Source organism: Microbacterium sp. No. 7 (assembly GCF_001314225.1).
Lineage (GTDB): Bacteria > Actinomycetota > Actinomycetes > Actinomycetales > Microbacteriaceae > Microbacterium.
The window spans coordinates 2,611,563-2,635,303 of record NZ_CP012697.1 but is presented as its reverse complement, the minus strand read 5'-3'; the positions used below and the strand labels follow the sequence as shown (position 1 = coordinate 2,635,303).

Annotated in this window: 26 protein-coding genes, 2 tRNA genes and 1 pseudogene; 20 read left to right on the top strand and 9 right to left on the bottom strand. The window is 69.0% G+C overall.

All coding sequences use genetic code 11. The features are described 5' to 3' along the window. The first annotated feature begins 40 nt into the window (after positions 1-40). From obgE to AOA12_RS12125, 18 genes are all read left to right on the top strand, one after another. Positions 41-1,555, top strand: coding sequence for a GTPase ObgE (gene obgE, locus AOA12_RS12200; RefSeq protein WP_054683092.1), 1,515 nt, complete (start codon positions 41-43; stop codon positions 1,553-1,555). Then, positions 1,552-2,379, top strand: coding sequence for a glutamate 5-kinase (gene proB / locus AOA12_RS12195; protein ID WP_054683091.1), 828 nt, complete (start codon positions 1,552-1,554; stop codon positions 2,377-2,379). Before obgE ends, proB begins: the two co-directional genes overlap by 4 nt. A gap of 33 nt (positions 2,380-2,412) precedes the next feature. After that, a complete protein-coding gene (locus AOA12_RS12190; RefSeq protein WP_054683089.1) occupies positions 2,413-3,672 on the top strand; it encodes a glutamate-5-semialdehyde dehydrogenase in 1,260 nt (419 codons plus the stop codon). A 44-nt stretch (positions 3,673-3,716) separates the two neighbouring features. Then, entirely contained in the window at positions 3,717-3,938 is a 222-nt protein-coding gene (locus tag AOA12_RS12185; RefSeq protein WP_054683087.1) for a hypothetical protein, read from the top strand. A gap of 11 nt (positions 3,939-3,949) precedes the next feature. Next, positions 3,950-4,546 (top strand): nicotinate-nucleotide adenylyltransferase, encoded by a 597-nt coding sequence (gene nadD, locus AOA12_RS12180; protein ID WP_054683085.1) that lies wholly within the window; start codon positions 3,950-3,952, stop codon positions 4,544-4,546. Further along, positions 4,543-5,751, top strand: coding sequence for a hypothetical protein (locus AOA12_RS12175; protein WP_054683083.1), 1,209 nt, complete (start codon positions 4,543-4,545; stop codon positions 5,749-5,751). Before nadD ends, AOA12_RS12175 begins: the two co-directional genes overlap by 4 nt. After that, entirely contained in the window at positions 5,748-6,140 is a 393-nt protein-coding gene (gene rsfS, locus AOA12_RS12170) for a ribosome silencing factor (protein ID WP_054683081.1), read from the top strand. Before AOA12_RS12175 ends, rsfS begins: the two co-directional genes overlap by 4 nt. An 80-nt stretch (positions 6,141-6,220) precedes the next feature. After that, a tRNA-Ala gene (locus tag AOA12_RS12165) sits at positions 6,221-6,293 on the top strand. A gap of 119 nt (positions 6,294-6,412) precedes the next feature. Further along, a complete protein-coding gene (locus AOA12_RS12160) occupies positions 6,413-6,832 on the top strand; it encodes a hypothetical protein (protein WP_054683078.1) in 420 nt (139 codons plus the stop codon). Beyond that, on the top strand, positions 6,829-8,133 hold the full coding sequence (locus AOA12_RS12155; RefSeq protein WP_054683074.1) for a tyrosine-type recombinase/integrase: 1,305 nt from the start codon (positions 6,829-6,831) through the stop codon (positions 8,131-8,133). Before AOA12_RS12160 ends, AOA12_RS12155 begins: the two co-directional genes overlap by 4 nt. 102 nt (positions 8,134-8,235) lie before the next feature. Continuing rightward, positions 8,236-8,445, top strand: a complete 210-nt coding sequence (locus AOA12_RS22670) for a helix-turn-helix domain-containing protein (protein ID WP_197280915.1) — start codon at positions 8,236-8,238, stop codon at positions 8,443-8,445. Further along, on the top strand, positions 8,442-8,573 hold the full coding sequence (locus AOA12_RS24035; protein WP_257720141.1) for a hypothetical protein: 132 nt from the start codon (positions 8,442-8,444) through the stop codon (positions 8,571-8,573). The genes AOA12_RS22670 and AOA12_RS24035 overlap by 4 nt, the downstream gene beginning before the upstream one ends. Continuing rightward, positions 8,567-9,211, top strand: a complete 645-nt coding sequence (locus tag AOA12_RS12150; RefSeq protein ID WP_054683072.1) for a hypothetical protein — start codon at positions 8,567-8,569, stop codon at positions 9,209-9,211. Before AOA12_RS24035 ends, AOA12_RS12150 begins: the two co-directional genes overlap by 7 nt. Continuing rightward, positions 9,208-10,593, top strand: a complete 1,386-nt coding sequence (locus AOA12_RS12145) for an AAA family ATPase (RefSeq protein WP_054683070.1) — start codon at positions 9,208-9,210, stop codon at positions 10,591-10,593. Before AOA12_RS12150 ends, AOA12_RS12145 begins: the two co-directional genes overlap by 4 nt. 166 nt (positions 10,594-10,759) lie before the next feature. Beyond that, on the top strand, positions 10,760-11,521 hold the full coding sequence (locus tag AOA12_RS12140; RefSeq protein ID WP_054683068.1) for a hypothetical protein: 762 nt from the start codon (positions 10,760-10,762) through the stop codon (positions 11,519-11,521). A 46-nt stretch (positions 11,522-11,567) separates the two neighbouring features. Further along, positions 11,568-11,840, top strand: a complete 273-nt coding sequence (locus tag AOA12_RS12135; protein WP_054683066.1) for a hypothetical protein — start codon at positions 11,568-11,570, stop codon at positions 11,838-11,840. After that, positions 11,837-12,070, top strand: coding sequence for a hypothetical protein (locus AOA12_RS12130; protein ID WP_054683064.1), 234 nt, complete (start codon positions 11,837-11,839; stop codon positions 12,068-12,070). The genes AOA12_RS12135 and AOA12_RS12130 overlap by 4 nt, the downstream gene beginning before the upstream one ends. Before the next feature lie 107 nt (positions 12,071-12,177). Further along, entirely contained in the window at positions 12,178-15,390 is a 3,213-nt protein-coding gene (locus tag AOA12_RS12125; RefSeq protein WP_054683061.1) for a phage tail tape measure protein, read from the top strand. Here the strand turns inward: AOA12_RS12125 and AOA12_RS12120 are convergent. From AOA12_RS12120 to AOA12_RS12115, 3 genes are all read right to left on the bottom strand, one after another. Then, on the bottom strand, positions 15,387-15,824 hold the full coding sequence (locus AOA12_RS12120; RefSeq protein ID WP_156366490.1) for a hypothetical protein: 438 nt from the start codon (positions 15,822-15,824) through the stop codon (positions 15,387-15,389). The two genes, AOA12_RS12125 and AOA12_RS12120, sit on opposite strands and share 4 nt — an antisense overlap. Beyond that, complete coding sequence (locus tag AOA12_RS24180) at positions 15,821-16,096, bottom strand: DUF2510 domain-containing protein (protein ID WP_082406213.1); 276 nt, start codon at positions 16,094-16,096, stop codon at positions 15,821-15,823. The genes AOA12_RS12120 and AOA12_RS24180 overlap by 4 nt, the downstream gene beginning before the upstream one ends. A gap of 644 nt (positions 16,097-16,740) precedes the next feature. Continuing rightward, positions 16,741-17,988, bottom strand: a complete 1,248-nt coding sequence (locus AOA12_RS12115; RefSeq protein WP_054678492.1) for an IS256 family transposase — start codon at positions 17,986-17,988, stop codon at positions 16,741-16,743. Positions 17,989-18,175: 187 nt separating this feature from the next. On the opposite strand from AOA12_RS12115, the gene AOA12_RS23170 reads away from it, so the two are divergent. Together AOA12_RS23170 and AOA12_RS23865 are read left to right on the top strand one after the other, a co-directional pair. After that, a tRNA-Ala gene (locus tag AOA12_RS23170) sits at positions 18,176-18,242 on the top strand. A gap of 97 nt (positions 18,243-18,339) precedes the next feature. Next, the gene (locus tag AOA12_RS23865; protein ID WP_231637074.1) at positions 18,340-18,612 is read left to right on the top strand and encodes a hypothetical protein; all 273 of its coding nucleotides are present in this window, start codon (positions 18,340-18,342) and stop codon (positions 18,610-18,612) included. A 243-nt stretch (positions 18,613-18,855) separates the two neighbouring features. Here AOA12_RS23865 and AOA12_RS12110 read toward each other — a convergent pair. The 6 genes and pseudogenes from AOA12_RS12110 to AOA12_RS12085 form a co-directional block, all read right to left on the bottom strand. Continuing rightward, positions 18,856-19,896: pseudogene (locus tag AOA12_RS12110) on the bottom strand (recombinase family protein); the annotation flags it as partial. A gap of 194 nt (positions 19,897-20,090) precedes the next feature. Continuing rightward, positions 20,091-20,306: a hypothetical protein gene (locus AOA12_RS12105; protein ID WP_054683056.1), complete on the bottom strand. Its 216-nt coding sequence runs from the start codon at positions 20,304-20,306 to the stop codon at positions 20,091-20,093. A gap of 4 nt (positions 20,307-20,310) precedes the next feature. Beyond that, positions 20,311-20,868 carry a hypothetical protein gene (locus tag AOA12_RS12100; protein WP_054683054.1) on the bottom strand — a complete coding sequence of 186 codons (558 nt, stop codon included), beginning with the start codon at positions 20,866-20,868 and terminating at the stop codon, positions 20,311-20,313. A 19-nt stretch (positions 20,869-20,887) separates the two neighbouring features. After that, positions 20,888-21,328, bottom strand: coding sequence for a single-stranded DNA-binding protein (locus AOA12_RS12095; protein ID WP_034224863.1), 441 nt, complete (start codon positions 21,326-21,328; stop codon positions 20,888-20,890). An 80-nt stretch (positions 21,329-21,408) separates the two neighbouring features. Beyond that, the gene (locus tag AOA12_RS12090) at positions 21,409-23,187 is read right to left on the bottom strand and encodes a type IV secretory system conjugative DNA transfer family protein (protein ID WP_054683052.1); all 1,779 of its coding nucleotides are present in this window, start codon (positions 23,185-23,187) and stop codon (positions 21,409-21,411) included. Further along, positions 23,184-23,735 (bottom strand): hypothetical protein, encoded by a 552-nt coding sequence (locus tag AOA12_RS12085; RefSeq protein ID WP_054683050.1) that lies wholly within the window; start codon positions 23,733-23,735, stop codon positions 23,184-23,186. The genes AOA12_RS12090 and AOA12_RS12085 overlap by 4 nt, the downstream gene beginning before the upstream one ends. Between the last annotated feature and the right edge of the window lie 6 nt (positions 23,736-23,741).

The window sequence follows — 23,741 nt, the reverse complement described above, 5'->3', positions numbered from 1 at the left end:
TCCGCCGGCCCCTTTCCCGGCCCTATCTCAGGAGGCTCACATGGTCACCTTCGTCGATCGCGTGACGCTGCACCTGCGTGCCGGAAAGGGCGGCAACGGCTGCGTCTCGGTGCGACGCGAGAAGTTCAAGCCGCTCGCCGGCCCCGACGGCGGCAACGGCGGCAACGGCGGCGACGTCGTGCTCGTCGCCGACCCGCAGGTGACGACGCTGCTGTCCTACCATCACTCGCCGCACCGCGCGGCCGGCAACGGCGGCTTCGGCATGGGCGACAACCGGTCGGGCGCCGCGGGGGAGCATCTGGAGCTCCCGGTGCCGGTCGGCACGGTCGTGAAGGACGTCGACGGCGAGGTGCTCGTCGATCTCGTGACGCCGGGAACGCGCTTCGTCGTCGCCCCCGGCGGCCAGGGCGGTCTCGGCAACGCCGCGCTCGCCTCGCCCAAGCGCAAGGCGCCCGGGTTCGCGCTGCTCGGCACCCCCGGCTGGGAGGGCGACGTCGTCCTCGAGCTGAAGACCGTCGCCGACGTGGCGCTCGTCGGGTATCCGTCGGCCGGCAAGTCGAGCCTCATCGCCGCGGTCTCGGCCGCGCGACCCAAGATCGCCGACTACCCGTTCACCACGCTGCACCCGAACCTGGGCGTCGTGCAGGCGGGCGACGCGCGGTTCACGATCGCCGACGTCCCGGGCCTCATCGAGGGCGCGAGCGAGGGGCGCGGACTGGGCCTGGAGTTCCTGCGCCACGTCGAGCGGTGCACCGCGCTCGTGCACGTGCTCGACTGCGCGACGCTCGAGCCCGGGCGCGACCCGCTGAGCGACCTCGACGTCATCCTCGCCGAGCTCGCCGCCTATCCTGTTCCCGAGGGGCAGGCGCCCCTGCTGGAGCGCCCTCAGCTCGTCGTGCTCAACAAGGTCGACGTGCCCGAGGCGCGCGACCTCGCCGAGCTCGTGCGTCCCGACCTGGAGGCGCGTGGCTACCGCGTCTTCGAGATCTCCACGGTGAGCCACGAGGGGCTGCGGGAGCTGACCTTCGCGCTGGGCGACGTCATCGAGCGCCACCGCAAGGAGCTGGCCGCCGCTCCCGTGCCCGAGCGCATCGTCATCCGCCCCGCGGGATCGCAGCGCGACTTCGAGATCCGCGTCGAGGGGGGCACGTACGGTCCCGTCTACCGCATCCTGGGCGACAAGCCGGTGCGCTGGGTGCAGCAGACCGACTTCCAGAACGACGAGGCCGTCGGCTTCCTCGCCGACCGGCTGGAGAAGCTCGGCGTCGAGGACGAGCTGTACCGCGCGGGGGCGACGCCCGGCGCGACGGTCGTCATCGGCCCCGGCGACGGCGTCGTGTTCGACTGGCAGCCGTCGATGACCTCGGCGGCCGAGCTCATGACGGCGCCGCGCGGCACCGATCCCCGCCTCGACCCGAACTCGCGTCGCACCACCTCGGAGCGTCGCGAGCGCTATCACGAGCGGATGGATGCCAAGGCCGCTGCCCGCGCGGAGCTGGAGGCCGAGCGGCTCGCCGCCCGCGCCGACGACGGCGGGGACGGAGACGGCTCGTGAGCGTGCAGGACCGCTCGGGGATCGCCGCCGCCCGGCGCATCGTCGTGAAGGTCGGCTCCTCGTCGATCAGCGGCGACGGCGCGTGGCGCATCCAGGCGATCGTCGACGCCCTCGCCGCCGCCCACGCGCGCGGCGCCGAGGTCGTGCTCGTCTCGTCGGGGGCGATCGCCACCGGCATGCCCTACCTCGAGCTCGACGAGCGCCCCGACGACCTCGCGACGCAGCAGGCCGCCGCCGCGGTCGGTCAGAACGTGCTCATCTACCGGTATCAGGAGGCGCTGCGCGGCTACTCGATCGTCGCGGGGCAGGTGCTGCTCACGGCGGGCGACCTCGAGAACGCGACGCACCGCTCCAACGCGCGCCGCGCGATGGAGCGCCTGCTGGGGCTGCGCATCCTGCCCATCGTCAACGAGAACGACACCGTCGCGACGCACGAGATCCGCTTCGGCGACAACGACCGGCTCGCGGCGCTCGTCGCGCGCCTCATCGGCGCCGACGCGCTCGTGCTGCTCAGCGACATCGCCTGCCTGTACACGCGGCCGCCCGACCAGCCCGGCGCGACCCCGATCTCGACGGTCTCCTACGGCGACGACCTCGACGGCTTCGAGTTCGGCTCGGTCGTCGTCAACAGCGTCGGCACCGGGGGAGCGGCCACGAAGGTGTCGGCCGCGCGGCTCGCCGCCGCCGGCGGCATCGGCGTGCTCGTGACGAGCGCCGACCTCGTGGCCGAGGCGCTCGCGGGCGCCGACATCGGCACCTGGTTCGAGCCCGGCCCCGAGGCGATCGCCGTCACCGGGGCGATCACCGTCACGCCCCGGGCCTGATCTCCGCCGGCCGCTCGGCGGTAAACTGGACGGATGACGACGACCCGCACGACCGCCCGGGAGCGGATGCTGCTCGCGCGCGACGCCTCCCGGAGCATCGCGCTTCTCAGTGACGAGGCGAAGCGCGACCTGCTGCTCGCGATCGCCGACGCGATCGACGCGAGCGTCGACGAGGTGGTGACCGCCAACGCCGACGACCTGACGCGCGGACGCGAGTCGGGGATGAGCGAGGGACTGATCGACCGGCTGCGCCTCGACGAGGCGCGCGTGCGCGCCCTGGCCGCCGCCGTGCGCGACGTGGCGGCGCTGCCCGACCCGGTCGGCCGGGTGCTCGACGAGCGCACGATCGGCGGCGGCATCCGCCTCACGAAGGTCTCGGTGCCGTTCGGCGTCGTCGGCGCGATCTACGAGGCCCGTCCCAACGTGACGGTCGACATCGCGGCGCTCGCGCTGCGGTCGGGCAACGCCGTCGTGCTGCGCGGGGGCACCGCCGCGCAGTCGTCGAACGCCGCGCTGGTCGAGGTCATGCGCCGCGCGCTGAAGGGTCGCGGCGTCGACCCCGAGGCGATCCAGACGGTCGACGACTTCGGCCGCGACGGCGCCCGCGAGCTCATGCACGCCCGCGGCATCGTCGACGTGCTCATCCCCCGGGGCAGCGCCCAGCTGATCGAGACCGTCGTGACGGAGTCGAGCGTCCCGGTCATCGAGACCGGCGCGGGCGTCGTGCACCTCGTGCTCGACGCGAGCGCGCCGCTGGAATGGGCGCGCGAGATCGCCGTCAACGCCAAGGCGCAGCGCCCCAGCGTCTGCAACGCCGTCGAGACCGTCCTGGTCGTGCGCGACGCGGCCGAGCGTCTCGTCCCCGAGGTCGCCGCTGCGCTGGTCGACGCGGGGGTCACGATCCACGGCGACGAGGACGTGCGCGCCCTCGTGGCCGCCGCCGTGCCCGTGACCGATGAGGAGTGGGCGACCGAGCACATGAGCCTCGACCTGTCGATGCGCGTCGTCGACGACCTCGACGAGGCGCTGGAGCACATCCGCACCTACTCGACGCGGCACACCGAGGCGATCGTGACGGCCGACGAGGCGAACGCCGAGCGCTTCCTCGCCGAGGTGGATGCCGCGGTCGTCATGGTCAACGCGTCGACCCGCTTCACCGACGGCGGCGAGTTCGGCTTCGGCGCCGAGGTGGGCATCTCGACCCAGAAGCTGCACGCGCGCGGGCCGATGGGCTTGCCCGAGCTGACCAGCACCAAGTGGCTCGGCCGTGGCGCCGGGCAGATCCGGGCATGACCGCCTAGACTGAAGGCGCGTACTCGAAACCGAACGGAGCACGAATGACTGTCGCCACGATCGCCGCCGCCGCTGCGGAGGCTGCCGAACACCACGGCAATGTGCAGGCCGAGACCTTCATCTTCGGCGTCATCGCCATGGTCGCCTTCCTCGCCCTGGCACTGGTCACCGTGTCGTTCCGCAACGTGGCCAACCGTCACGCCCCCAAGGCCGAGGCCTACGCCAAGACGCACGCAGCGGAGCTCCAGCCTCCCCACGGTCACTGAGACCGGCCCGTATGACTGAGGTGCGCGCCCCGAGGATCGGGGTGATGGGCGGGACATTCGATCCGGTTCACCATGGTCACCTCGTCGCCGCGAGTGAGGTCGCGCAGTCGTTCGACCTCGATGAGGTCGTCTTCGTCCCTACGGGGCAGCCGTGGCAGAAGCAGCACGTCACGGCGAGCGAGCACCGCTATCTGATGACCGTGATCGCCACGGCATCCAACCCCCGGTTCACGGTGTCGCGCGTCGACATCGACCGGGAGGGCCCCACCTACACGATCGACACGCTGAGGGATCTGGCCGCCGAGCGGCCGGACGCGGAGCTGTTCTTCATCACGGGAGCCGACGCGATCGCGCAGATCCTCGGCTGGCGCAATCACGAGGAGCTGTGGCAGCTCGCGCACTTCGTCGCGGTGTCGCGTCCCGGGCACGTGCTCGACATCGCGGGGCTCCCGAGCGACGGGGTGAGCCAGCTGGAGATCCCGGCGCTCGCCATCTCGTCGACCGACTGCCGACAACGCGTGAGTCGCGGACACCCCGTGTGGTATCTCGTCCCCGACGGCGTCGTCCAATACATTGCGAAGCATCACCTCTACCGGAGCACGTCATGAGCACTGAAGAAAAGCCAGACACTCCGCCGCTGACCCGTCGCCAGCTGCGCGAGTTGCGCAACACCGGCGCGACCCCGATCATCGCCGAGGGCGCACCGGCGACCCCGCCCGTCGCACCGCCGCCGCGTGCCGCGGCCCCCGTCGAGCTCGCCCCGGCGTTCTCCGACGTCGACATCGACATCGACATCGACGGTCTTCCCCGGACGCGTCGGCAGGCGCGGCTGCTGGAGCGCGTGCGCACGGCGTCGATCCCCGTCATCATCGACGACATCGCCGCGAGCGAGCATCGCACGGTGGATGCCGTGGAACCCGATGTCGCGCACGACGAGACCGATGAGACGGTCGCGCACGCCGAGGCCGAGACCGAGGAGGTCGAGCACGACGTCGTCGGCACCGCTGACGCGGACGAGCAGGTCGCCGAGGCGGAGGTCGAGGAGTCGCCGACGCCCGAGGACGAGGCCGACGCTCCGGCGGAGGACGAGGAGCCCGCGGACGAGGAGCCCGCTGCGGCGTCCGGCGCCGCGGAGCACGAGCAGCCGGAGTCCGCCCCCGAGGACGAGCAGTCGATCGATGACGAGGCCGAGTCCGCACACGAAGACGAGGCACCGGCCGAGGCCGTGCCGCCCGCCGACGCCCCGCTCGAGCTCACCGATGCCGCTCGCGAGGCGGTCGAGCGCGAGGAGCAGGAGGACGGCGACCGCCGTCTGCTCTCGGCGAGCTTCGGTGCGGAGCTGCTGGCCGAGGACGACGGTCAGCCGCACCTGCGTCCGTCGTTCGACGAGTCGTTCACGCGCGACACCACGGCGACCGGGTCGGCGACGGCGCCGAGCGCCCTCATCCTCTCGAAGGTGCCCGACGTGACGGCGCTCAACGCGCCGATCGCCGCGACGGGGGAGGTGCTCGTGACGGGCACGCTCTCGTTCCCCGAGTCGTTCGGCGCCACGGGCGTCGTGCCCGGCGCGTCGGACGGGGAGGAGGTCGACGCGCTGCTCGTCGACCGGGAGATCCCCGCGGCGTCCTCGCCCACGCCCATCGCCGCGAGCGCCGCGGTGAGCACGGTCAAGAGCGCCGACGAGATCATCCAGCCGCCCGCGCCCGAGAAGGGCGGACGCCTCATGATGGTGCTCGCCATCACGGCCGGCGCCCTGGCCCTCGCGCTCGCGGGCGTGTTGATACTCGGGTTCGCGTCGGGGGTGTTCGGATGACGTCGCCGCAGACCATCGAGCTGGTGCAGCTCGCCGCCGCCGCCGCCGACAGCAAGTCGGGCGAGGACCTCGTCGCCTTCGACGTGTCGGAGCCGATGCCCCTCGTCGACGCGTTCCTGCTCGTCTCCGCACGCAGCGAGCGCAGCGTCGCCGCGATCGCCGACGAGATCGAGGACCGCCTGCTCGAGGCCGGCCACAAGCGGCTGCGCCGCGAGGGGCGTCAGGAGTCGCGCTGGGTGCTCATCGACTTCGGCGACCTCGTCGTGCACGTCTTCCACGAGCAGGAGCGCGCCTACTACGGCCTGGAACGCCTGTGGAACGACTGCCCGACGATCCCGATCGAGCTGCCGGCGCCCGTGTCGCTCGACGGGCAGACGGGCGGCGCATGACACGCCCGATCGTCGCCCTGGTTCGTGGCACTCCGCGGCGTGTAGTAAGCTAGGGGAGTTGCCGCGAGAGCGGCGGCCAAGGGCCTGTGGCGCAGCTGGTAGCGCACCTGCATGGCATGCAGGGGGTCAGGGGTTCGAGTCCCCTCAGGTCCACCGGAAGAAACACCTGATAGCAGGCGTTTTTCCCGCATACCGGATGAGTTTAGACCTCCGGCGGAAGCAACCGTGAGTCCCCTCGTGGGACTCCGGGTTTCTGCCAGGAGGTCTTTCTCATGTCGCACACCGCCGCCCCCGCCCCTGTTCGCCTCATCCCTGCGGACGCGGGTTCGCCGTTTGCCTCGGCGTTCGCCTGCCTCGCCCCGCCGCCGCTTGTCCGGGAGATGGCCGTCGACGGGGGCGAGATGTTCGCCCTCCACGTGGTTCGTCGCCTCGCCTTCGTTGACCTGTTGCGTCGCCGCCACCTCGTGCTCGATGCCGACACGCTGGCGCAGGCGCTCGCCGCGGTGCTCGGTGCCGCGTTCGCCGGCATCGACGGGTTCGAGGTGGCCGTGGCTGAGGACGTGCATCAGGACCGCGAGCTGCGCCTGATGTCCAGGTCAGGTTTCGTCTGGCTCGCCTCCGGCGACTTTGCAGTCGTGGTTGACGCGCGGCGTCTGCAAGACACGGCTGTGCGGGCGGGGCTGCGGGCATGACCGCCCGCAAGGCCGCCCGTGACCTCCGGCGCGATCGGCCGAGGGAGTTCGGCACCGTCGAGTTGCGGGCGAACGGCCGCTACAGGGCCTTCTTCCGCGTTGATGGCGAGACGATCCGGGCGCCCCGCACTTTCGATGACCGGGCGCAGGCTCGTGAATGGCTCGCGGCGCAGGAGCGGGCGCGGCGCACGGGTACCTGGATCGACCCGGCGAACGGCACGGCGACGCTTCGCGATTACTCCGGGGCATGGCTGGAAGGCCGCACCGACCTTGCACCGCGCACCGTCGAGTTCTACCGCGGGGCGCTCGACCGTTGGATTCTTCCGCGACTCGGCGACCTCACCCTCACGGCCATCACGCCCGCGAGGGTGACGGCCTGGCGGGCGGAATGCCTGAAGGCGGCGAGCGCCGCCGCGACGGTCGGCTCGCCTGTGAAAGGTCACCCGGTCCGACTGTGGGCGCAGGCGCAGGGCATCGATGTGCCCGCGACAGGGCGGCTCGCGCGCGCCGTCCTGGAGGCATACGCGGCTGCGGGCTCGCCTATGCCTGGCGTCACGCGGCGCAAGGGGCAGGACGGGCGCGCGGCGGTCGGTGCAGCTTACAGATGCCTTCGCACGATCTTGAACACAGCCGTACGTGACGACATCCTCCCGTCGAACCCGTGCCGCGAGTCGGGCGCAGGCCAGGTGCGCGCCACCGAGCGTGTGCCGGCCACGGCTGAGCAGATTGCCGCCATCGCCGCCGGGATGCCGCCGCAGTACCGTGCCGCGGTGCTGTTGGCGGGCTGGGGGTCGCTCCGCTCAGGGGAGGTGCGCGCGCTCGCGCGGCGGCATGTCGACATCGGGAACGGCCTTGTGCGCGTCGAGCGAGGCGTCATCGAAGTCGCAGGCCAGGCGCCCGTGGTCGGGCCGCTGAAGACCATATCCAGTCGTCGCGCGGTGGCCCTGCCGGGGTTTGTTGCAGAGGCGCTGCGTGAGCACCTGGCGCTGTACGTGGCCGACGATCCCGACGCCCTGCTGTTCATGACATCGAACGGCAGGATCCTCACGCGCACGTGGCTGTTGCAGACATTCAAGCGTGCCGCCGAGAAGGCGGGAATTGAGGGTCTGCGCTTTCACGACTTGCGGCATTCCGCGGCCTCGCTGGCTTATACGGCAGGCGCGTCGGTGCCCGATGTTCAGCGGCGGCTGGGGCACTCCACGATGCGGGCGGCGTCGATTTACGCGCACAGTTTCGCCGACGCCGATAAGGCGCTCGCCGCACGGCTGGATGCGGCCTTCGGTGCGGGTGCGGCGGCGTGAGTGTATTTCCTAGTACATGTAGCTAATACGGAATGTACAGGACGGTCGTACGCTAGGGCGGTCCGCGGAATTGCTGACTAATTCTTTTTCATAATGGACCGTATGAAAACTCACGACAACGCGGCGTATGCGCTGCTTACTGTCCCGCAAGCCGCCCAGCTGACGACCCTCTCAGAGCAAGCCGTCCGGCGTCTTGTCCGCTCGGGCGCGTTGCCTCATGTTCGCGTCGGCGAGCGCGGCGGCGCGATCCGCATTCGCCGAAGTGCGCTTCTTGCATGGCTCGACGGCGCATCGGCGGGCGATGCCGCATGAACCCGACCTCGCGCCACGCCAAGGCCGCGCTGGCCGCGATGGGCGTTCACCTGTCGCGCCGGCAGATCCGTGAGAATGCCGGCCTCGTGCGACGCATTCTCGAATCGAAAGGGATGACGACATGCTGAACATAGCCGAGGGCGTGACAACCGCAACGGTGGATGCCGCCGCGCTGGCGGCATTCTGGAGCGCACAGAGCGCTGAGACTTTGGCGGCTCGATACCAAGACGAGTGGGACTATGCCAGTCGCTTTGACCTGCCGTTTCTCGATCTCGAGGCTTGGATCTGCTGGCGGCAAGGGTGGGCCGAGGGCGTGGAACTTTCGGCAGGGCAGGCCGCCCACGTCGACGCCGTAAGTAACGCCTTGCTCGGTCTGCGGGAACAGCGGCGCACCGCCCAGCCCGCGAAGGCATTGCGCGTAGGCAGGTCGGAGTTTCAGCCGACCGAGAGCGAGCGGTGGGCGGCGTACTGCACTTTGTACGGCGACGAGGCACCGACCTGGGGCGACTGGCAGGCCGCTCGCGAGCGCGAAGCGCGGGAGACCAGGGAACGGGCCGCCGAGGGTCGTGCGGCGAGCGCTGCGGCGCTCGGGCTCGACCCGGCGCTGAACTGGTCCTCAGAGGCGCTGGCTGCCCTCTGGGGCGCCCGCGAAGCCGAGCTTAGGGCCACCATGCCTGAGCCCGAGTCGCACGTGCCGTTGTCGAGCCTGGAGGCCGGCACGCTGGCCGAGGGCGCGCGTGAGCGCATCCGGGAGATGCTGTCGTGACCCTGTCACAGGGTGAGCGCGTGACGTACGGCGGCACGCGCGGAGAGACGATCGCGTGGTGCTCCGCTTACAGCGAGAAGACCGGCGAAGACCTCCCCGAGGCGGTCGAGGCGCTGGAGGCGGCGCGGGAGGCCTGGCGCGACGCGGCTCGCGCCTACCGGGAGTCGACGTCTGCGGCGAACCCAGAGGGCGACCGAGAGGCCCACCTGGCACTGCGCCACGCGGTGGACGAGATGCGGTTCTGGGAGTACTGCGCGCCCGTTACCGTCGAACGCGAACAGCGTGCCGCCGTGGCCGAGCTGCTGGCCGAGGAGCGGGCCGAGGAGGCTGCGAGCGCCGAACGACACAGGGAAGCCGCCAAGCGCCGTCGAGCGGCTGAGCGTGAACTGGACAAGCTGCGCGCCCGTGAGGATGCGCACGAGCTGTTGCGCGCAGAACGACTAGCCGAGGTTGAGTTGCCTGAGCCTGTCGATCTGGGCGACCTGCTGGCCGAGCCGTCGAGTGCCGGGAAGTTCCTCATCGATGGACTGTGGCCGTCCGGCGGGAAGGTGCTGCTTGCGGCGCCGGCGAAGGGCGGCAAGTCGACCATCGTCGGCAACTTGCTGCGATCACTCGTAGACGGCGTGCCGCTGTTCGACGCCTTCGACGTCACCCGCCGCCGCCGCGTGGCGCTGCTCGACTTCGAATTGAGCCGTGACCTCATCAGGGAGTGGCTGTCCGATCAGGAGATCGAGAACACGGGCGACGTGACCGTAGTGCCCATGCTGGGCCGCGCGGGCTCGTTCGGCATCCTGGACGCGAGCACGCGCACCCGCTGGGCAGATCTGCTGCGGGGACATGACGTGCTCGTGCTCGACCCTTTGCGACCCGTTCTGCATGCGCTCGGTCTTAAGGAGGCGACCGAGGTCGGCCCGCTATTGCAGGCGTTCGACGCGCTGCGGGCCGAGGCCGAGATCCCCGAGGGTCTGGTCGTGCAACATATGGGCCACGGCGGCGAGCGCGCCGCGGGCGACTCGAACTTGATCGGCTGGCCAGACGCCGTGTGGAACGTCACCCGCGAGACCCCCACCGACCCGAGGTCGTTCCGTTTCTTCTCGGCCTACGGGCGGGACGTCGATGTCGACCGCGGCTTGCTGTCGATGTACGACGGTCGGCGGCTCGCGTACGCGCCCGAGGATGCCGAGGCGAAGGCCGACAGGCTCGCGGACCGGGTGCTCGCCTACCTGGCCGAGAAGCCGAGAAGCCGACGCGACGACATCATCGACGGCGTGCACGGGCTGTCGAAGAACGCTTTCAGCCGAACCGTCGACCCGCTTGTGGCCGACGGCCGGGTTGTAGTCGAACCCGGCGAGAAGGGCGCCAAGTTCTACTCCCTTCTTTAACTTTCCCAGGCTTGCCGCCAAGCCGTCATCCCTGCTGTCGTCCCCGTCGCCCCCCTAAAGGGAGGACGACGAGGACAGGACAAGACAGCCCCAAGACGACAGCACTTCGCCTGCTGTCGCGACAGCAGGCGACAGCAGGATTCCCCATTGCAAGGAGCTACACGCGATGACCGACTCGACTACTGAGGCCGATGACCTTCTCGACCGCCTGCTCGGGTTGCTCGGGTCGGGGACGCGGATCTTCGACACCCTGCCCTTCGACCCGTCGACCCCCTCGCTCATCGATCTCTCGAACATCGAGCGTGTCGACTGGCTCGCTGCCAACCTGTCGCGGGAGGCCGGCCGCTGGGGACTGACGATCACGCCCGAGAGCGCCGCGTCCATCTCGTCGGACGTCGGCACGTGGCTCGACCATCGCTTGCGCGACGGCTCGCCCTGCCTGCCTGCCGCCGTCGAGTTCCAGCGGCGAGCGCTCGCCGTCTGCATCGACGCGCAGGTCGAGCGCGAGCGGGCGGGGTTCCCCTCGGGCACGTGGCCGCCGACGACGGGCGTCGCCGACCGAGCGCACTGGCGGTTGCTGCGGGAGTGGCTGCCGCACTGGCGGGGCGAATCGACCGCCCTTGTCGATGAGCACCTGCGCCGTGCCGCTCAGGAGGCCGAGGAAGCTCGTGTGAGGGCCGAGGAGGCGAAGAGGGCGGCATGGCTCCGGCGCCCGCTCGATGATGCCGTAGCGGCGCTCGTGGCGACGCTGCGGGCCGAAGGGCCCCTCCAGCGCACGGCACTGATCGCTCGCCGCATTCCGGGCTGCTCGCACGATCACCTCGGCCCCGTACTACGCGAGGCGGAGGCGCGCGGGCTCATCGAGTGCGAAGAGCGCGGGAGGGCGAAGCTCTGGAGCGCAACGTCATCCGAGCGGCCTCATCCGTAAATCTTTAGCTATGCTAACTATCACCCAATTCAGGAGGAAACGCACTATGAGCGCCACAATCACCGAAGTCACAACCGGTTCAGCGCGCGCACTGACGGTTCACGGGAAGATGCCCGACGTTGCGCCCAACGTGCCTGTGTTCATCCAGTTGCCGTGCATGCACGCCGGCCACGAGGGGCACATGTTCGCGTTCGACCGTGCTGAGCTGATCGATCTACTCAAGCAGGAGCTGGACCTCGTTGAGGCCGTCGAACTGGAGGCGTCGCACTTCACCGACTTCGATCGCGCGCTTCTTGGCTGGACGGCGGCGAGCGCGTGAGCCGCGCGGTCGTCGAGCAGCTGTTCCGTCCTGGCGGCGCGGGTCCGATGGTCTACGGCATCCACGTCACCGACGGCGGCTTCGCGGTGGGCGACATCGTGCGCGGCCCTGACGGCGACATGGCCCAGATAACGAAGGTCGGTCCCGCGATGGGGAGCCGCTTTCCGGTCCACCTCTCGCCCGTCATCGCGCTGCGCGAGGGGGACGAGATCGAGCGCCTGAACCGGTGACTTGGCATAGTGCTCAACGCAGCACCAGCATAGGCCTCAGAGCGACAAGGCATGCGGCGATAGCGTTCGTAGACTGGGAGTAGCTACGCTCTCGGAAGGTTCGCCAGATGCCCCTTGAATCCCTCTCTCAGGAGGCAGAACTCCGCCTGCGGATCACGAGCGACGATCCCCGCCAGATCACGAAGGCGCTGGATGATCTCAACAAGAAGCTGCGCGATGCTGGCGAGTCCACAGAGACCGTCGAGAAACTTCAGAAAAACCTCCAGCGCTCGCTGAAGGGCACGGGCGACGCGGGGAGCGAAGAGCTTGGCAGGGTCGCGGCGGGCGTCGGCACGGCGCAGGCGGCGACGCGGGATCTGGCTGAGAACAACCTCCCTCGCCTGCGGTACGCGCTTCAGGACGTCGCCTTCGGCGCCAACGCGACCGCCGCCGCTCTCGTGGGCGTGGGCACAGTCGCGGCGCTGTCTTTCGCCAGGTATGAGTCGGCGTTCACGGCGGTCGAACGGACGCTGGAGCCGGGTTCGGTCGCGGTCGAGCGGCTGCGCGGCGAGCTTCTCCAGATGTCGCGCGAGATCCCGGTCGCGTTCGATGACCTCACCAAGATCGCTACCCTCGGCAACCAGCTGGGCATCGCGGGCGACGATATCGCGGAGTTCACGAAGATCGTCGCGCAGTTCTCCGCGATCACAGGTGTCAGCGTCGAGGAAGCCGGCAAAGCCTTCGGCGCGATGCAGTACAGCCTCGGCGTGCCAGCGTCTGAGTTCGAGAACCTCGCGTCGAGCATCGCCTACGTCGGCCGCATGTCGGTCGCAACCGAGCCCGAGATCCTGTCGCTCGTACGCGAGATCGGCACGCAGGCGCACCAGGCGGGCCTGAGTGCGGCTGAGGTCGTCGGACTGGCCGGCGCGCTGGGCCAGCTTCGCATACCGCCCGAGCGCGCCCGCGGCTCGCTGACGACTTATTTTCAGACCCTGTATGAAGCCGTCGCACAAGGTGGCGACAAGCTCGCCGCGTTCTCGCGGATCACCGGCATCGCCTCCGAGGATCTGGATCGCATGGTGCGCTCGGGTCGGGGACTTGAGGTCTTCCAGGCGTTCATCGGTGCACTCGGCGCGGGTGATGTCGTGCAGGTCACGCAGGCGCTCGATGAACTCGGACTCTCCCAACTGCGCGTCTCCGACGTCTTCCAGCGTCTCTCGCAGAACGCCGGCGTGGTGAACGATCAGATCGGGTACGGCGTCACGAGCTACGGCGAGGCGTCCGAGATGGCGCGCCAATACGCCTTGCTGATGGATGATCTCACGTCGAGTTGGCGGTTGTTCATCAACGAGTTGATGATCTTCGGCGCTGCGGTCGGCCGCGAGGTTGCCCCGGCATTCGCGGCCATGCTCCAGTCTGCGACGGCGCTACTGAAGGAGATCGGGGAGTTCGCCGATTCGCCTCTCGGCGGCTTCGTCATCCGCCTTGCCGGCTGGGTCGCGGGCGCCGTGGCGGCGTTCTCGGCGCTTGTCGGCGGGGCCGCCCTGGCCGGTGCGTCGCTGTTCGCGCTGCGCACGGCGATAGCCGAGCTGAGCAAGGGTGCAGTAGGCGCCCGCATCGTCGCACTCGCGACGAGCGTCGGCCTCATCAAGCCCGCCGCGGACGGTAGTCGCGTCGCCGTCGTGAGCCTCGCAGGCGCGTTCAAGCTCCTTATGAAGAGCACGTTCGTTATCGGCGTTCTCCAGCTCCTCTACGAGACCCTGATGGATGTCTACGGAGCGGGCAACTTCGTCATCGACGCACTCGAGGGCATCATCGGCGGCGTCATCGAGGCTAATCGATGGGTGACGAACCTCTTCAACCTCACCGAGGGCAAGAAGAACGTCGAGGAGTTCGCCGCCGGGTCCAAGAAGATGTTCCGTGATATGCGGGCAGGCTGGACCGGGTTCGCGAAGGATCAGAAGTGGCTGACCGAGGAGACTAAGGAAGGCTCGAACGCCGCCACCGACTTCGCTCGTGCCTGGGAAGAGGCGGCGCGCTCTCTCGACGACGGCAGTGGTTCGCTCGACCAACTCGGTGAGGACATCGACGAGACCACCGTCAAGCTCCGCACGCTCACCGACTACGCGAGCGACCTGTCCGGCGTGTGGGGCCGCGCCTTCGACATCCGCTTCTCCGGCCTCCAGGGGCTCGACGCCATCGCGGGCAGCTGGCAGAAGATCGCCGATGAGGCCGAGGCCGCCCGAGAGGCTGCGCTAGAGCATCAGCGCACGATCGCGGGACTCGGGACGGACAGGATGCTCAAGGAGCACTTCCTGGCGGTAGCGGAGGCCTACGGCGACGAGAAGCGTGCCGCGGTCCTGCGCCGGGATCTCGCGGACATCGACGCCAAGGTTGCCGCCGAACAGAAGAAGCTCACCAAGGCGCAGGACCAGGCCTCCATGTCGCTCGCCGGCAACAGCGACGCCGCGATCGAGAACCGCTCACAGATCCTCGGCATGGTCACCTCCTACCAGGACTACCTGGAGGCGCTGGCGCGCAGCGGCATGAGCCAGGAAGACCTGCTCCGCATGAGCCAGCAGCTCAAGCAGGAGTTCATCGAGCAGGCCACGCAGGCAGGCTTCAGTCGCGCCGAGGTCGACTTCTACGCCCAGGCGTTCAACGACCTGACCTTCGCGCTCCAGAACGTTCCCCGCCAGGTCGACATCGAGCTGGACGCCAATCCTGCGCTGACAGCGCTGCGTGAGTTCGAGGCGCGCCTCGCCGAGAGTGCTGCGCAGGCCGGCAAGAACTACGGCGACGCGTTCAGCAACGCTCTTCAAGACGGTATGAGCGCGGGCACCAGCCAGGCGCTCTCGGCAATGGAGATGGAAGTCGAGCAGCGTTTGCGTACGGCGGTCTTCGCGATCCAGAGTTCGCTGCGCAATGCCTTCGGCTGGAGCACGCCGCCATCGAAGGCGGGCTCCAGGGCGCGGGCCGGCGGCGGAACCTTCGCCTCCGGTGGCTACACGGGCGACGGCGCCAAGTACACCCCCGCGGGCATCGTCCACCGCGGCGAGTATGTGATGCCCAAGCGCGTCGTCCGCAACCTCGGCGTCGAGAACATGGCCTACATCCACAAGATGGGCATGCGCGGGCGTGGCTACGCGGGCGGCGGCGGTGTCGGCTTCACCGCCCGTGCGGCGACAGCGGGCGGCATGCCCGGTGTCGTAGAGCTTGGCCCCGCGTCGATCCATGCGATCACGCGTGCGCTCAACGTCCAGCTGGCGCTCGACGGCGCCGCGCTCGGTCGGGCAGTCGGGACGGCTTTCGCGAACAACACGGCATTGGGTGGAAGCTAGCTGAGGTGAAGTTCCGTCGCGCATAGCGCGACAACCTCGGCGAACTCCATGTGAGCAACGGGCGCATACTCCCCGACGCAAAGCATGATCTCCATCGGCGGAACGTCGAGATCCTTGGTGACAGCGAGAATCGCGCTCCATGCCCGCGATCTGCTGTCATCGTTCACGGGCAAGCCCGCCCCTGCGATGGCTGTGTCGGTCGCCTCCTTGATCTGCTGATAGGTGTACTCGCCGCGCAGGACGACGCGCGCCTGCTCAATCGGATCGTCTGAGTATCCCGTCTCGCCCGTTGTCTGGCCTCCGCTGAGCGCACTGAACGCAATCCCGATGCCGACCACGGCCACGACGAGCCCGAGGCATCCCCAACCTCCTCGCCTCTTCTTCTCCTTCGGGGGCAGAGGTGCCCCGCCGTAGTCGTACGGGATGCCCGTCATTGGTGGCAGGGGTTCCGCCCGCGGAGCGCTCGGGAGCGATACAGCCGCGGGCTCATCGCCCAGTCGGTCGAGGTGCGCGAACGGCCGGATGTCGGCGGGCGGCTTGCTCGGGCAGGTTGCCGCCGAAGCTCGCGCCGGGACTGCGCTGAGGGCTCCGACCGTTTCTCACCCGGGTGCTGCTGCGGGCCTTCGACCCACGCCGTACCGCTCCAGTAGCGGAACATCCCCGGCTCGACCTGGTCGGGATACCAACCAGGCGGGAGCGACGTCATGGCGGGAGCCTACCGGGGGAGATTGCCCACTGGATTTCGGGCGGGCTAGAAAAATGTGCGGGTGCACCCCGGCCGCATGCTCCCCGCCCCGGCCTCGCACAATCCGGCATGTCTGACCATTGATGCCCGCGAGCGCCGCTGTGCGCCTCGCTGCCGCGTGATCCGCGGTGCGTCGGGCTCGGTCGTCCGGCGCCGACGGCGAGCGCAAGGCCGTAGGGGAGAGGCGTGCCGAGGCGCTCGCGGGCATCGATGCGGAGCGCTGCGCGTTGCCCGCCGTCGTCGCCGTTGCTGCTACGTGTCGCCCGCGCTCGCCGTCGTGCGCCGCTGCCTGTTGCCGTCGCGCTGTCCGTCGCTGCCTCTCGTGGCTGTCATCCGCGCTCGCCGTCGTGCGCCGCTGCCTGTTGCCGTCGCGCTGTCCGTCGCTGCCTCTCGTGGCTGTCATCCGCGCTCGCTGCCCTGCCCTGCGTCGCGCGCACGCGAGGGGTGACGGTACGCACCTTCGATGCTCCGCCCGCCGGCTGCGAGCGCGGAAACACGTTCCTGTGGGACTCGTGTGGGACTCACGACGCGTCAAGGCGCGTAACTACGGGTCAAGCCCCGGGACGTGGTGTAGCGGACGGTGATCCTTCTGTTGTTGATTTCGGTTAGGCGCTGAGCTCGAGGACGGTGTCGGTGTTCACCTCCTCTCCGGTGTCGGCGACGAGGGTGAGGCGGGACTTGGCAAGGATCTCGAGGCCGAGGTAGCGGCGGCCCTCGACCCATTCGTCAGTCTGCTCGGCGAGGACCGCGCCGACGAGGCGGATGATCGCGTCGCGATTGGGGAAGATGCCCACGGAATCGGTGCGGCGGCGGATCTCCCGGTTGAGGCGCTCGTTCGGATTGTTCGACCAAATCTGCTGCCAGAGCCCGTCGGGGAACCCGGTGAACGCGAGGATGTCCGCCCTCGCGGCGTCGAGGTGCTCGAACGCGTCGGGGAGTTTCCCGTCGACGTAGTCCAGCAGCCGGTCGAACTGGGCGTGCACGGCGTCCTTGTCGGGCTGGTCGTAGACGGAGTGCAGCATCGCTTTCACCGCCGGCCACATGGCCTTCGGTGTCACGCTCATCAGGTTCGCCGCGTAGTGGGTTCTGCATCTCTGCCAGACAGCTCCGGGCAGGTTCGCCGAGATCGCTTCCACCAGCCCGGCGTGCGCGTCGGAGGTGACCAGGCGGACCCCGCCGAGGCCGCGGGCGACGAGGTCGGCGAAGAACGAGTTCCAGGCCGCCCCGGTCTCGCTGGTCGCCACGCGCAGGCCGAGGACTTCGCGATGCCCGTCCCCATTCACGCCGGTCGCGATGAGCACGACCGCGTTGATCACGCGGCCGCCTTCGCGGACCTTCATGGTGAGCGCGTCGGCGGCGACGAACGTGAACGGGCCTGCATCATCGAGCGGGCGGTGACGGAACTGGTCGACGTGCTCGTCGAGGTCCGCCGCCATCCGCGAGACCTGCGACTTCGACAGCGAGTGGATCCCGAGAGTCTTCACGAGCTTGTCCATCCGTCGGGTGGAGACGCCGGCGAGGTAGCAGTCCGCGACCACGGTGATCAGCGCCGTCTCGGCCCGCTTACGGCGCTCCAGCAACCACTCCGGGAAGTAGGTTCCGGTGCGCAGCTTCGGGATCTGAACGTCGATCGTGCCGACACGAGTGTCCAGGTCGCGGTGCCGGTAGCCGTTGCGTTGGGCGGTGCGGTCGGGGCTGGGCTTGCCCCATTCGGCGCCGACAACAGCGTCCGCGTCGGCGGACAGCAGCGCGTTGATCATCGTCTGCAGCAACTGCCGCATCAGATCGGGAGATCCGTCGGCAAGGGCTTCACCGAGCAGGCGGGCAGGGTCGACAATATGAGGTGCGGTCATCGTGATGATGCCTTTCGAGTGGGATGTGAGAGTTTCCTCGAAGGATCACACGGTGACCGCGCCCACGTCCAAGACAGGACCGGCAGCCACCGCGCGCTACACCACGTTAAGGGGCACTACTTAACTACGCGTCAATACGTGCTACCCTGTTTCTAGTCCCAACCGGGACTTTCCCCATATTTCCATAGCTTTCGTCGGTGATCGAAGCCTGCATGGCATGCAGGGGGTCAGGGGTTCGAGTCCCCTCAGGTCCACCCCACGCACAAGGCTCGAACCCTTGCCAACGGAAACGCTGGCCGAGGTTCGGGCCTTGTTGGCGTCTGCGGCCCAGGTCAGGGCATTCGCGTTGACTTGCGGATCAAGGAGCATCTCGAAGGGCCGGTTGTGCTCGACCCGCAGCTCGTTGTCCTCGTCGATGAAGACCTTCGTGAAGAACGCCTGGTTGCACAGCCGCCGGTTGGTGTCGTCGCAGCGGGTGTAGATGTCGGCGCAGTTGGCGAGCAGGCCGAGGGCGTCGTCGAGGTGGGCGCGGGCCTCGGCGTAGTCGCCGAAGTGGGCGTCGATGCGGCGGGTCACCTGGTCGAGTTCGGCGACGATGCGCTCTTGTTCGCGCTTGAGCACTGAGAGCGGGATCGCGTCGGCGTAGTGCGCCTGCATGAGCCGGTCCTGCTCGCTTTCGAGCCGGTCGCGGTTGGTGGTGAGGCGTTCCAGCTCCTCGGTCTCGGCAGCCATGAGCCGATCGAACTCGTGGTGGAGCATGCCCGCGAGCGCATCCTGCTGGGCGGTCGTGATCTGGACGCGGGTGTAGTAGTCCTCGACGAGCTTCTCGACGTCTTCGATGAGCATCGCCTGGCGTGTGCAGTCGGTGCGCTTGGAGTGCCGACCGGAGCATACGAAGTAGCAGTAGACGTTGCCGTGGCGGTTCTTCGCGTTGGAGACGATGAGTCGGGAGCCGCACTGACCGCAGTGGATGGTGCCTTTGAGGTAGTGGCCGTGGACTTGGGTTGCCTCGACGGCGCACTGGTGCGCGGTGAGCACGGACTGGACCTGGTACCAGACCTCGGCTGGCACGAGTGCCGGGTGGTTTCCCTTGTAGCGGGTACCCCTGTAGATGACATCGCCCTTGTAGTACGGGTTGGTCAGGAGCCGGTGGATGGTGGATACCGCCAGAGGCTTCGCCGGCCTCTTCGGCGTGGGCAGGCTGCGCAGCCCGCGCGAGGTGAGTTCGTCGTGGAGTTGGCTGACGCTCCAGTTGCCCGAGGCGTACGCCTTGAACGCCCACTCGATCATCGGTGCTCGCTCGGGATCGAGCTCGATGGTGCGGACTTCGCGCCCGAGTTCGTCGCGCTTGCGGACGTTCAAGTAGCCGATGGGCGCGCGCCCGTTCGTGCCGCCGCCGATGGCCTTTTGGTTCATGCCCTTGGCGACCTCGGTGGCGAGGTTGCGGGAGTAGAACTCGGCGATGGTGGACATGATGCCGTGCAGCAGCATCCCGGAGGGGGTCTCGTCGATGTTCTCGGACGCGGACACGAGCATGACCCCGCACTGTTGGAGTGCGAGGTGGATGCTCACGTCGTCGGCGCGGTTGCGGGCGAGCCGGTCGACCTTGTGAACGATGCAGTACGCGACCTTGTTGGCCTTGACGTACTGGATCATCCGCATCAGCTCGGGCCGGTCGGACGACTTGGCTGAGGCTCCCGCGTCGACGAACTCCTCGACGATGGCGGCGCCGAGCTGTTCGGCCTTACGCCGGGTCGCTTCGCGCTGGGCAGGGATCGAGAAGCCTTCGTCGGTCCCGCCCTTCTCGGCCTGCTCGCGGGTGGAGACCCGCAGGTACGACACGGCGGCAGCCGCAGTCTTGGGCGGGTCGATGAGGCTGGCTGCCGGATCGTCGGCAATGGTGGTCATCGGGGGCTCACTCTCACGCGGTTCGACCCTCGCGCTCCCACTGTTGGTGGGAGGGGTGTTGATCGTGAGAGCAGCCGTTGAAGGCTGTAGGGCGAGACCCGATGGTCTCGGTGCGTGTTGCCCGCCGAGCGGCGAGGTTTAGGCGACAACACCCCGCATCGCGAGGCTTGCACGGTCCATTCTACCGGGCGGCTTCAATGGCGGCCAGGGGCATCCGGTGCCGCCCGGTAGGTGTCGGGCACCCGCGCGGCCTCGCGGGCTGCGCGGCTCTCGCCGGTCTCCTGCAATGTCAGCCGGATGAGAACCTCGGCGAGTTTGTGCAGGTCGGCGCGTTCGCGGTGGACGGCCCGGACGGAGAACGACCGCTCCTCGTAGGGGCGACGGTCGGTCTTCTTGGCGTAGCGGCTCATCGGTCTACTGCGCTTCGTCGTCGTCCAGGCCGGCGTAGAACTCGTCTTCGGCCTCCTGGCGCTTGCGGACTTGGGCGATGACGAACTCGACGAACTCGGCGTCCCGGTCGGTGAAGGTGAAGTCCTGGATCGTGGATGCCGGGTCCTCACCGGGCCACGCAGCTTGCCGGGTCGGGCGGTCGCGGTCCCCACGAGTACCGCAGGCCGTGACCCAGTAGCGAAGCCGCTCTCGAGCGTCGGCGAAGTCGCGGTGCCAACCGAGCGGCGCGGATGCGTTCTGCTCGGGGTCGTAGGCCGCGAGCCAATGCAGGTGCAGCGCCGACAGCTCCCAGACCATCTCCGGGTGGTGGTGCCAGAACGGCGGCACCACCGCGACCGGGAGGCCATAGGTGCGCCGCAGCCAGTCAACCCACCGGTTCAGCGCGAGCCATTCCTGCTCCAGCTCGTGCGCCGTCAGCAGGTTCCAGTTCACGGGGTGCGGCGGTTCGGGCATGTCCGCGTTCGTGACGCGGGGCGGTCCGTCGAAGACGTCCGGCTCATCCATCTCATGCTGATCGTTCATGGTGCTTCGACTCCCGAACTCACATGCTGACCGGGGCGTGCGCCGCGGTCGCTGCTCGCTGCGTCGGCTCGTACGTTGCTGCGTCCCGGCCCACTCCATTGCGCGGCGTCCGGTCGACCTCGTAGCGGGTTCGCGCGGCGTCGTGGCCGATCTTCTTGGCGACGAACTCTTCGCCCTCGATTGCCTGACCGTTGCGCTCGTAGTTGACCGGCCGCGTGTAGCCCTCGGCGACGAAGTTGTCGCCCTGGGCGAAGCTCGCGTGCGCGTGCTCAGCGGAACGCCCGAACATCACCAAGTGGTGGTAGGTCGTCTCGGTCTGCGTGAACGAGCCGTCGTCCTCGCGGCGGAAGTGCTCCTTGCCGATACGGGCGAAGAACCTGGCGTCTCCCTTTGCCGTCTCGGTGAGCAACGGCTCCGAAGCGATGAAGCCTGACAGCGATTCCTGGGTGTGAATGGCCATGATGGCCTCCTCCTGACTCGGGCGACCAACTGCGTGTGGGTCGCTCTGTCAGGCAGGTGCACTGGAGCTTCCAAGCGTCGTCAGGAGGCGGGACGGTGGCGCAGAAGCGCTTCGAGTTCGTCGCGGTCAGTGCGGAGCTGTGCGGCTTCGGGCCGGGTCGGCCAGGCCCGGAGGTCGGTGACGATGGGCGGCGCTGAGCGCAGCATGGTGATGCCGGTGCCGAACGGCAGTGTTCGGATGCGGTCTGGCGGCAGGATCGGGACGCGGCGGATCGAGCGCTGGTTGGAGCGGGTGCCGTGGTCGCCGAGGGTCACGCTGTCGGTGTACTCGTCGCGCTCTCCGATGAGCGTGGAGAGGTCTTGGAGGTCGCGGCTGTTGGATGCGCCGCCGAGGATGATCTTGACGATGCTGGCGTCCCAGATCGCGCTGGCCTGGTGCTCGCTCCACCGGTCGCGGGCTTGGGCGAGGGACTGCAAGACCGGCATGGTCGTGATCCCGGTGCCGCCGCCTTCGGCCATGAGCGTCGGCAGGGACGGCAGTGGGGCGAGGTTGCCGATCTCGTCGAGTGCGAGCAGCAGTGGCGGGTCGAGCCGGGCTCCGGGTGAGCGGGCGGCGAGCCGTCGGGCGGTTTCGATGAGGTCTTCGACGAACGCTGCTACCAGCGATGCGGAGGCTCCTGCTCCGGCGCCGGTGGCGAGCAGGTAGAGGGTGCCTTGCTCGGTGAGGAAGGTTTCGGGGTCGAAGTGTTCGTGCGGGTCTGGCGTGACGGCATCGAGCACGCGCGGGTCGGCGAGGGCGGCGAGTGCGAGGGAGACGCCTTGCCAGATGCTGTCGCGGGTCTTGGGGTCGGCGTCGATCATCGCGGCCAGGGAGTCGTCCCAGCCCATCGCCGCGTTCGAGTGGGAGTTGAGGATGGCGACGGCCTCGGACGCGGCGCTGGGGTCGAGGGTCCACCTGAGCAGCTCGGCCGGCTGGCGGCCGTCGAGCGCGGCGGCGTGCAGCAGGCTCTGGAGCGTGGTGCGGGTCTTGCCCTCCCAGAACCCGCCGGACTCGACCCCGCCAGCGCTGAGGCCAGTGGCCGCGGCGAGTCCGTTGGCGCGGATCATCGCGGTCAGTGGATCGTCGCAACCGCGAATGGGTGACCAGCGCAGCCCTGCGGGGATGCCTTCGGCGAGGTGCTGGGGGTCGAACACCGCGACCGGCCCGCCCTTGCGGCGTCGGGCGCGGAGGGTCGCGGTGAGGTTGTCGGGCCTCGTGCTGGTCGTGACGACCGCGCCTGGGGCATCGAGGATCGCGTTGATGACGACGTGCAGGCCCTTGCCGGAGCGGGGTGGGCCGATCAGCAGGATCGAGTCCTCGACCGATGCCCAGACCTTCGTGCCACGACTGGCACCGAGCAGGTAGCCGACATCCTGTGGCGCTGGCGACTGCAAGGAGGGCCGCAGGGTCGCTGCGCGGTGAAGCAGTGCCTTCGCGGATGCTGCGGTCTTGACTTCATGGCTGGTCGCGATCCCGGCGAGTCGGTGCGGGTCGGTCTCTGTCTTCCGCGTGTGTCGGCGCAGCACGATCCAGACCCAGACGATCCCGGCGGCGAGTCCGCCGAGCAGTGCCGCGCTGACGAGCCAGTAGACGACCGGGTTGAGCCCGTCGGCACCGAGCGCGGTCGCAGGGTCGCCGGGGTTGAACAGCACGGCGAGCCCCGCCGCTGCGCCGGCGTCGGGCTGCGGTGCACCGGTGAGGAACGCGGTAACGCTGCCAGCGGCACGGAGGACGAGAGCGATCCCGAACATGCCGACCAGGCCAACGAGGGCGGCGTTGGTGAGTTCGTCGCCCATGCCCCCGGCCTGCCGCTGGTTCATATCAGCCGCCGCACCGCGAGCGTGCCCGAGATACGCCCGAACAGGATCACCTCGTGCGATGTTCCGGCGGGCAGGTCGTCGAGGTCGATGAGCGCACGTGCCTCCCCGGTTCCGGTGGCGTCGGTATGGGAGACGATCGTCGCGACGGCGACATCCTCACCAGGCACGAACCCGTGAGCCGTGACCTCAGACAAGCGCGGCACCCGTCGGGCGTGACGACTCCGACGAGTCTCCGGTACCGAGTTCTCGGACGGTGCCACTGCGCGTCGAGGCTTGCGGGTGCGGAGGATGTCGGTGAACACACTTCCGTCGCTCTCGCGAACTTCGACACGGACCGCGATCGTGCGGTCCTTGGTAATGGCATCCATGAGCGGCCCGAACGTCGCCCGCGTCCACGCGCTCGCACCCGACTTCTCGAAGTGGGTTCCATCCACCGTGGCGGCGAGGGTGCCGTCATCGGCAACGGTGACGAGGACGTGCGGCAGCTCGACGGGAGCCATGTTCTCGTCGTCGGTCGTGGTGGATCGGCGCGGGCCAGTGACGTTCATCGGTGA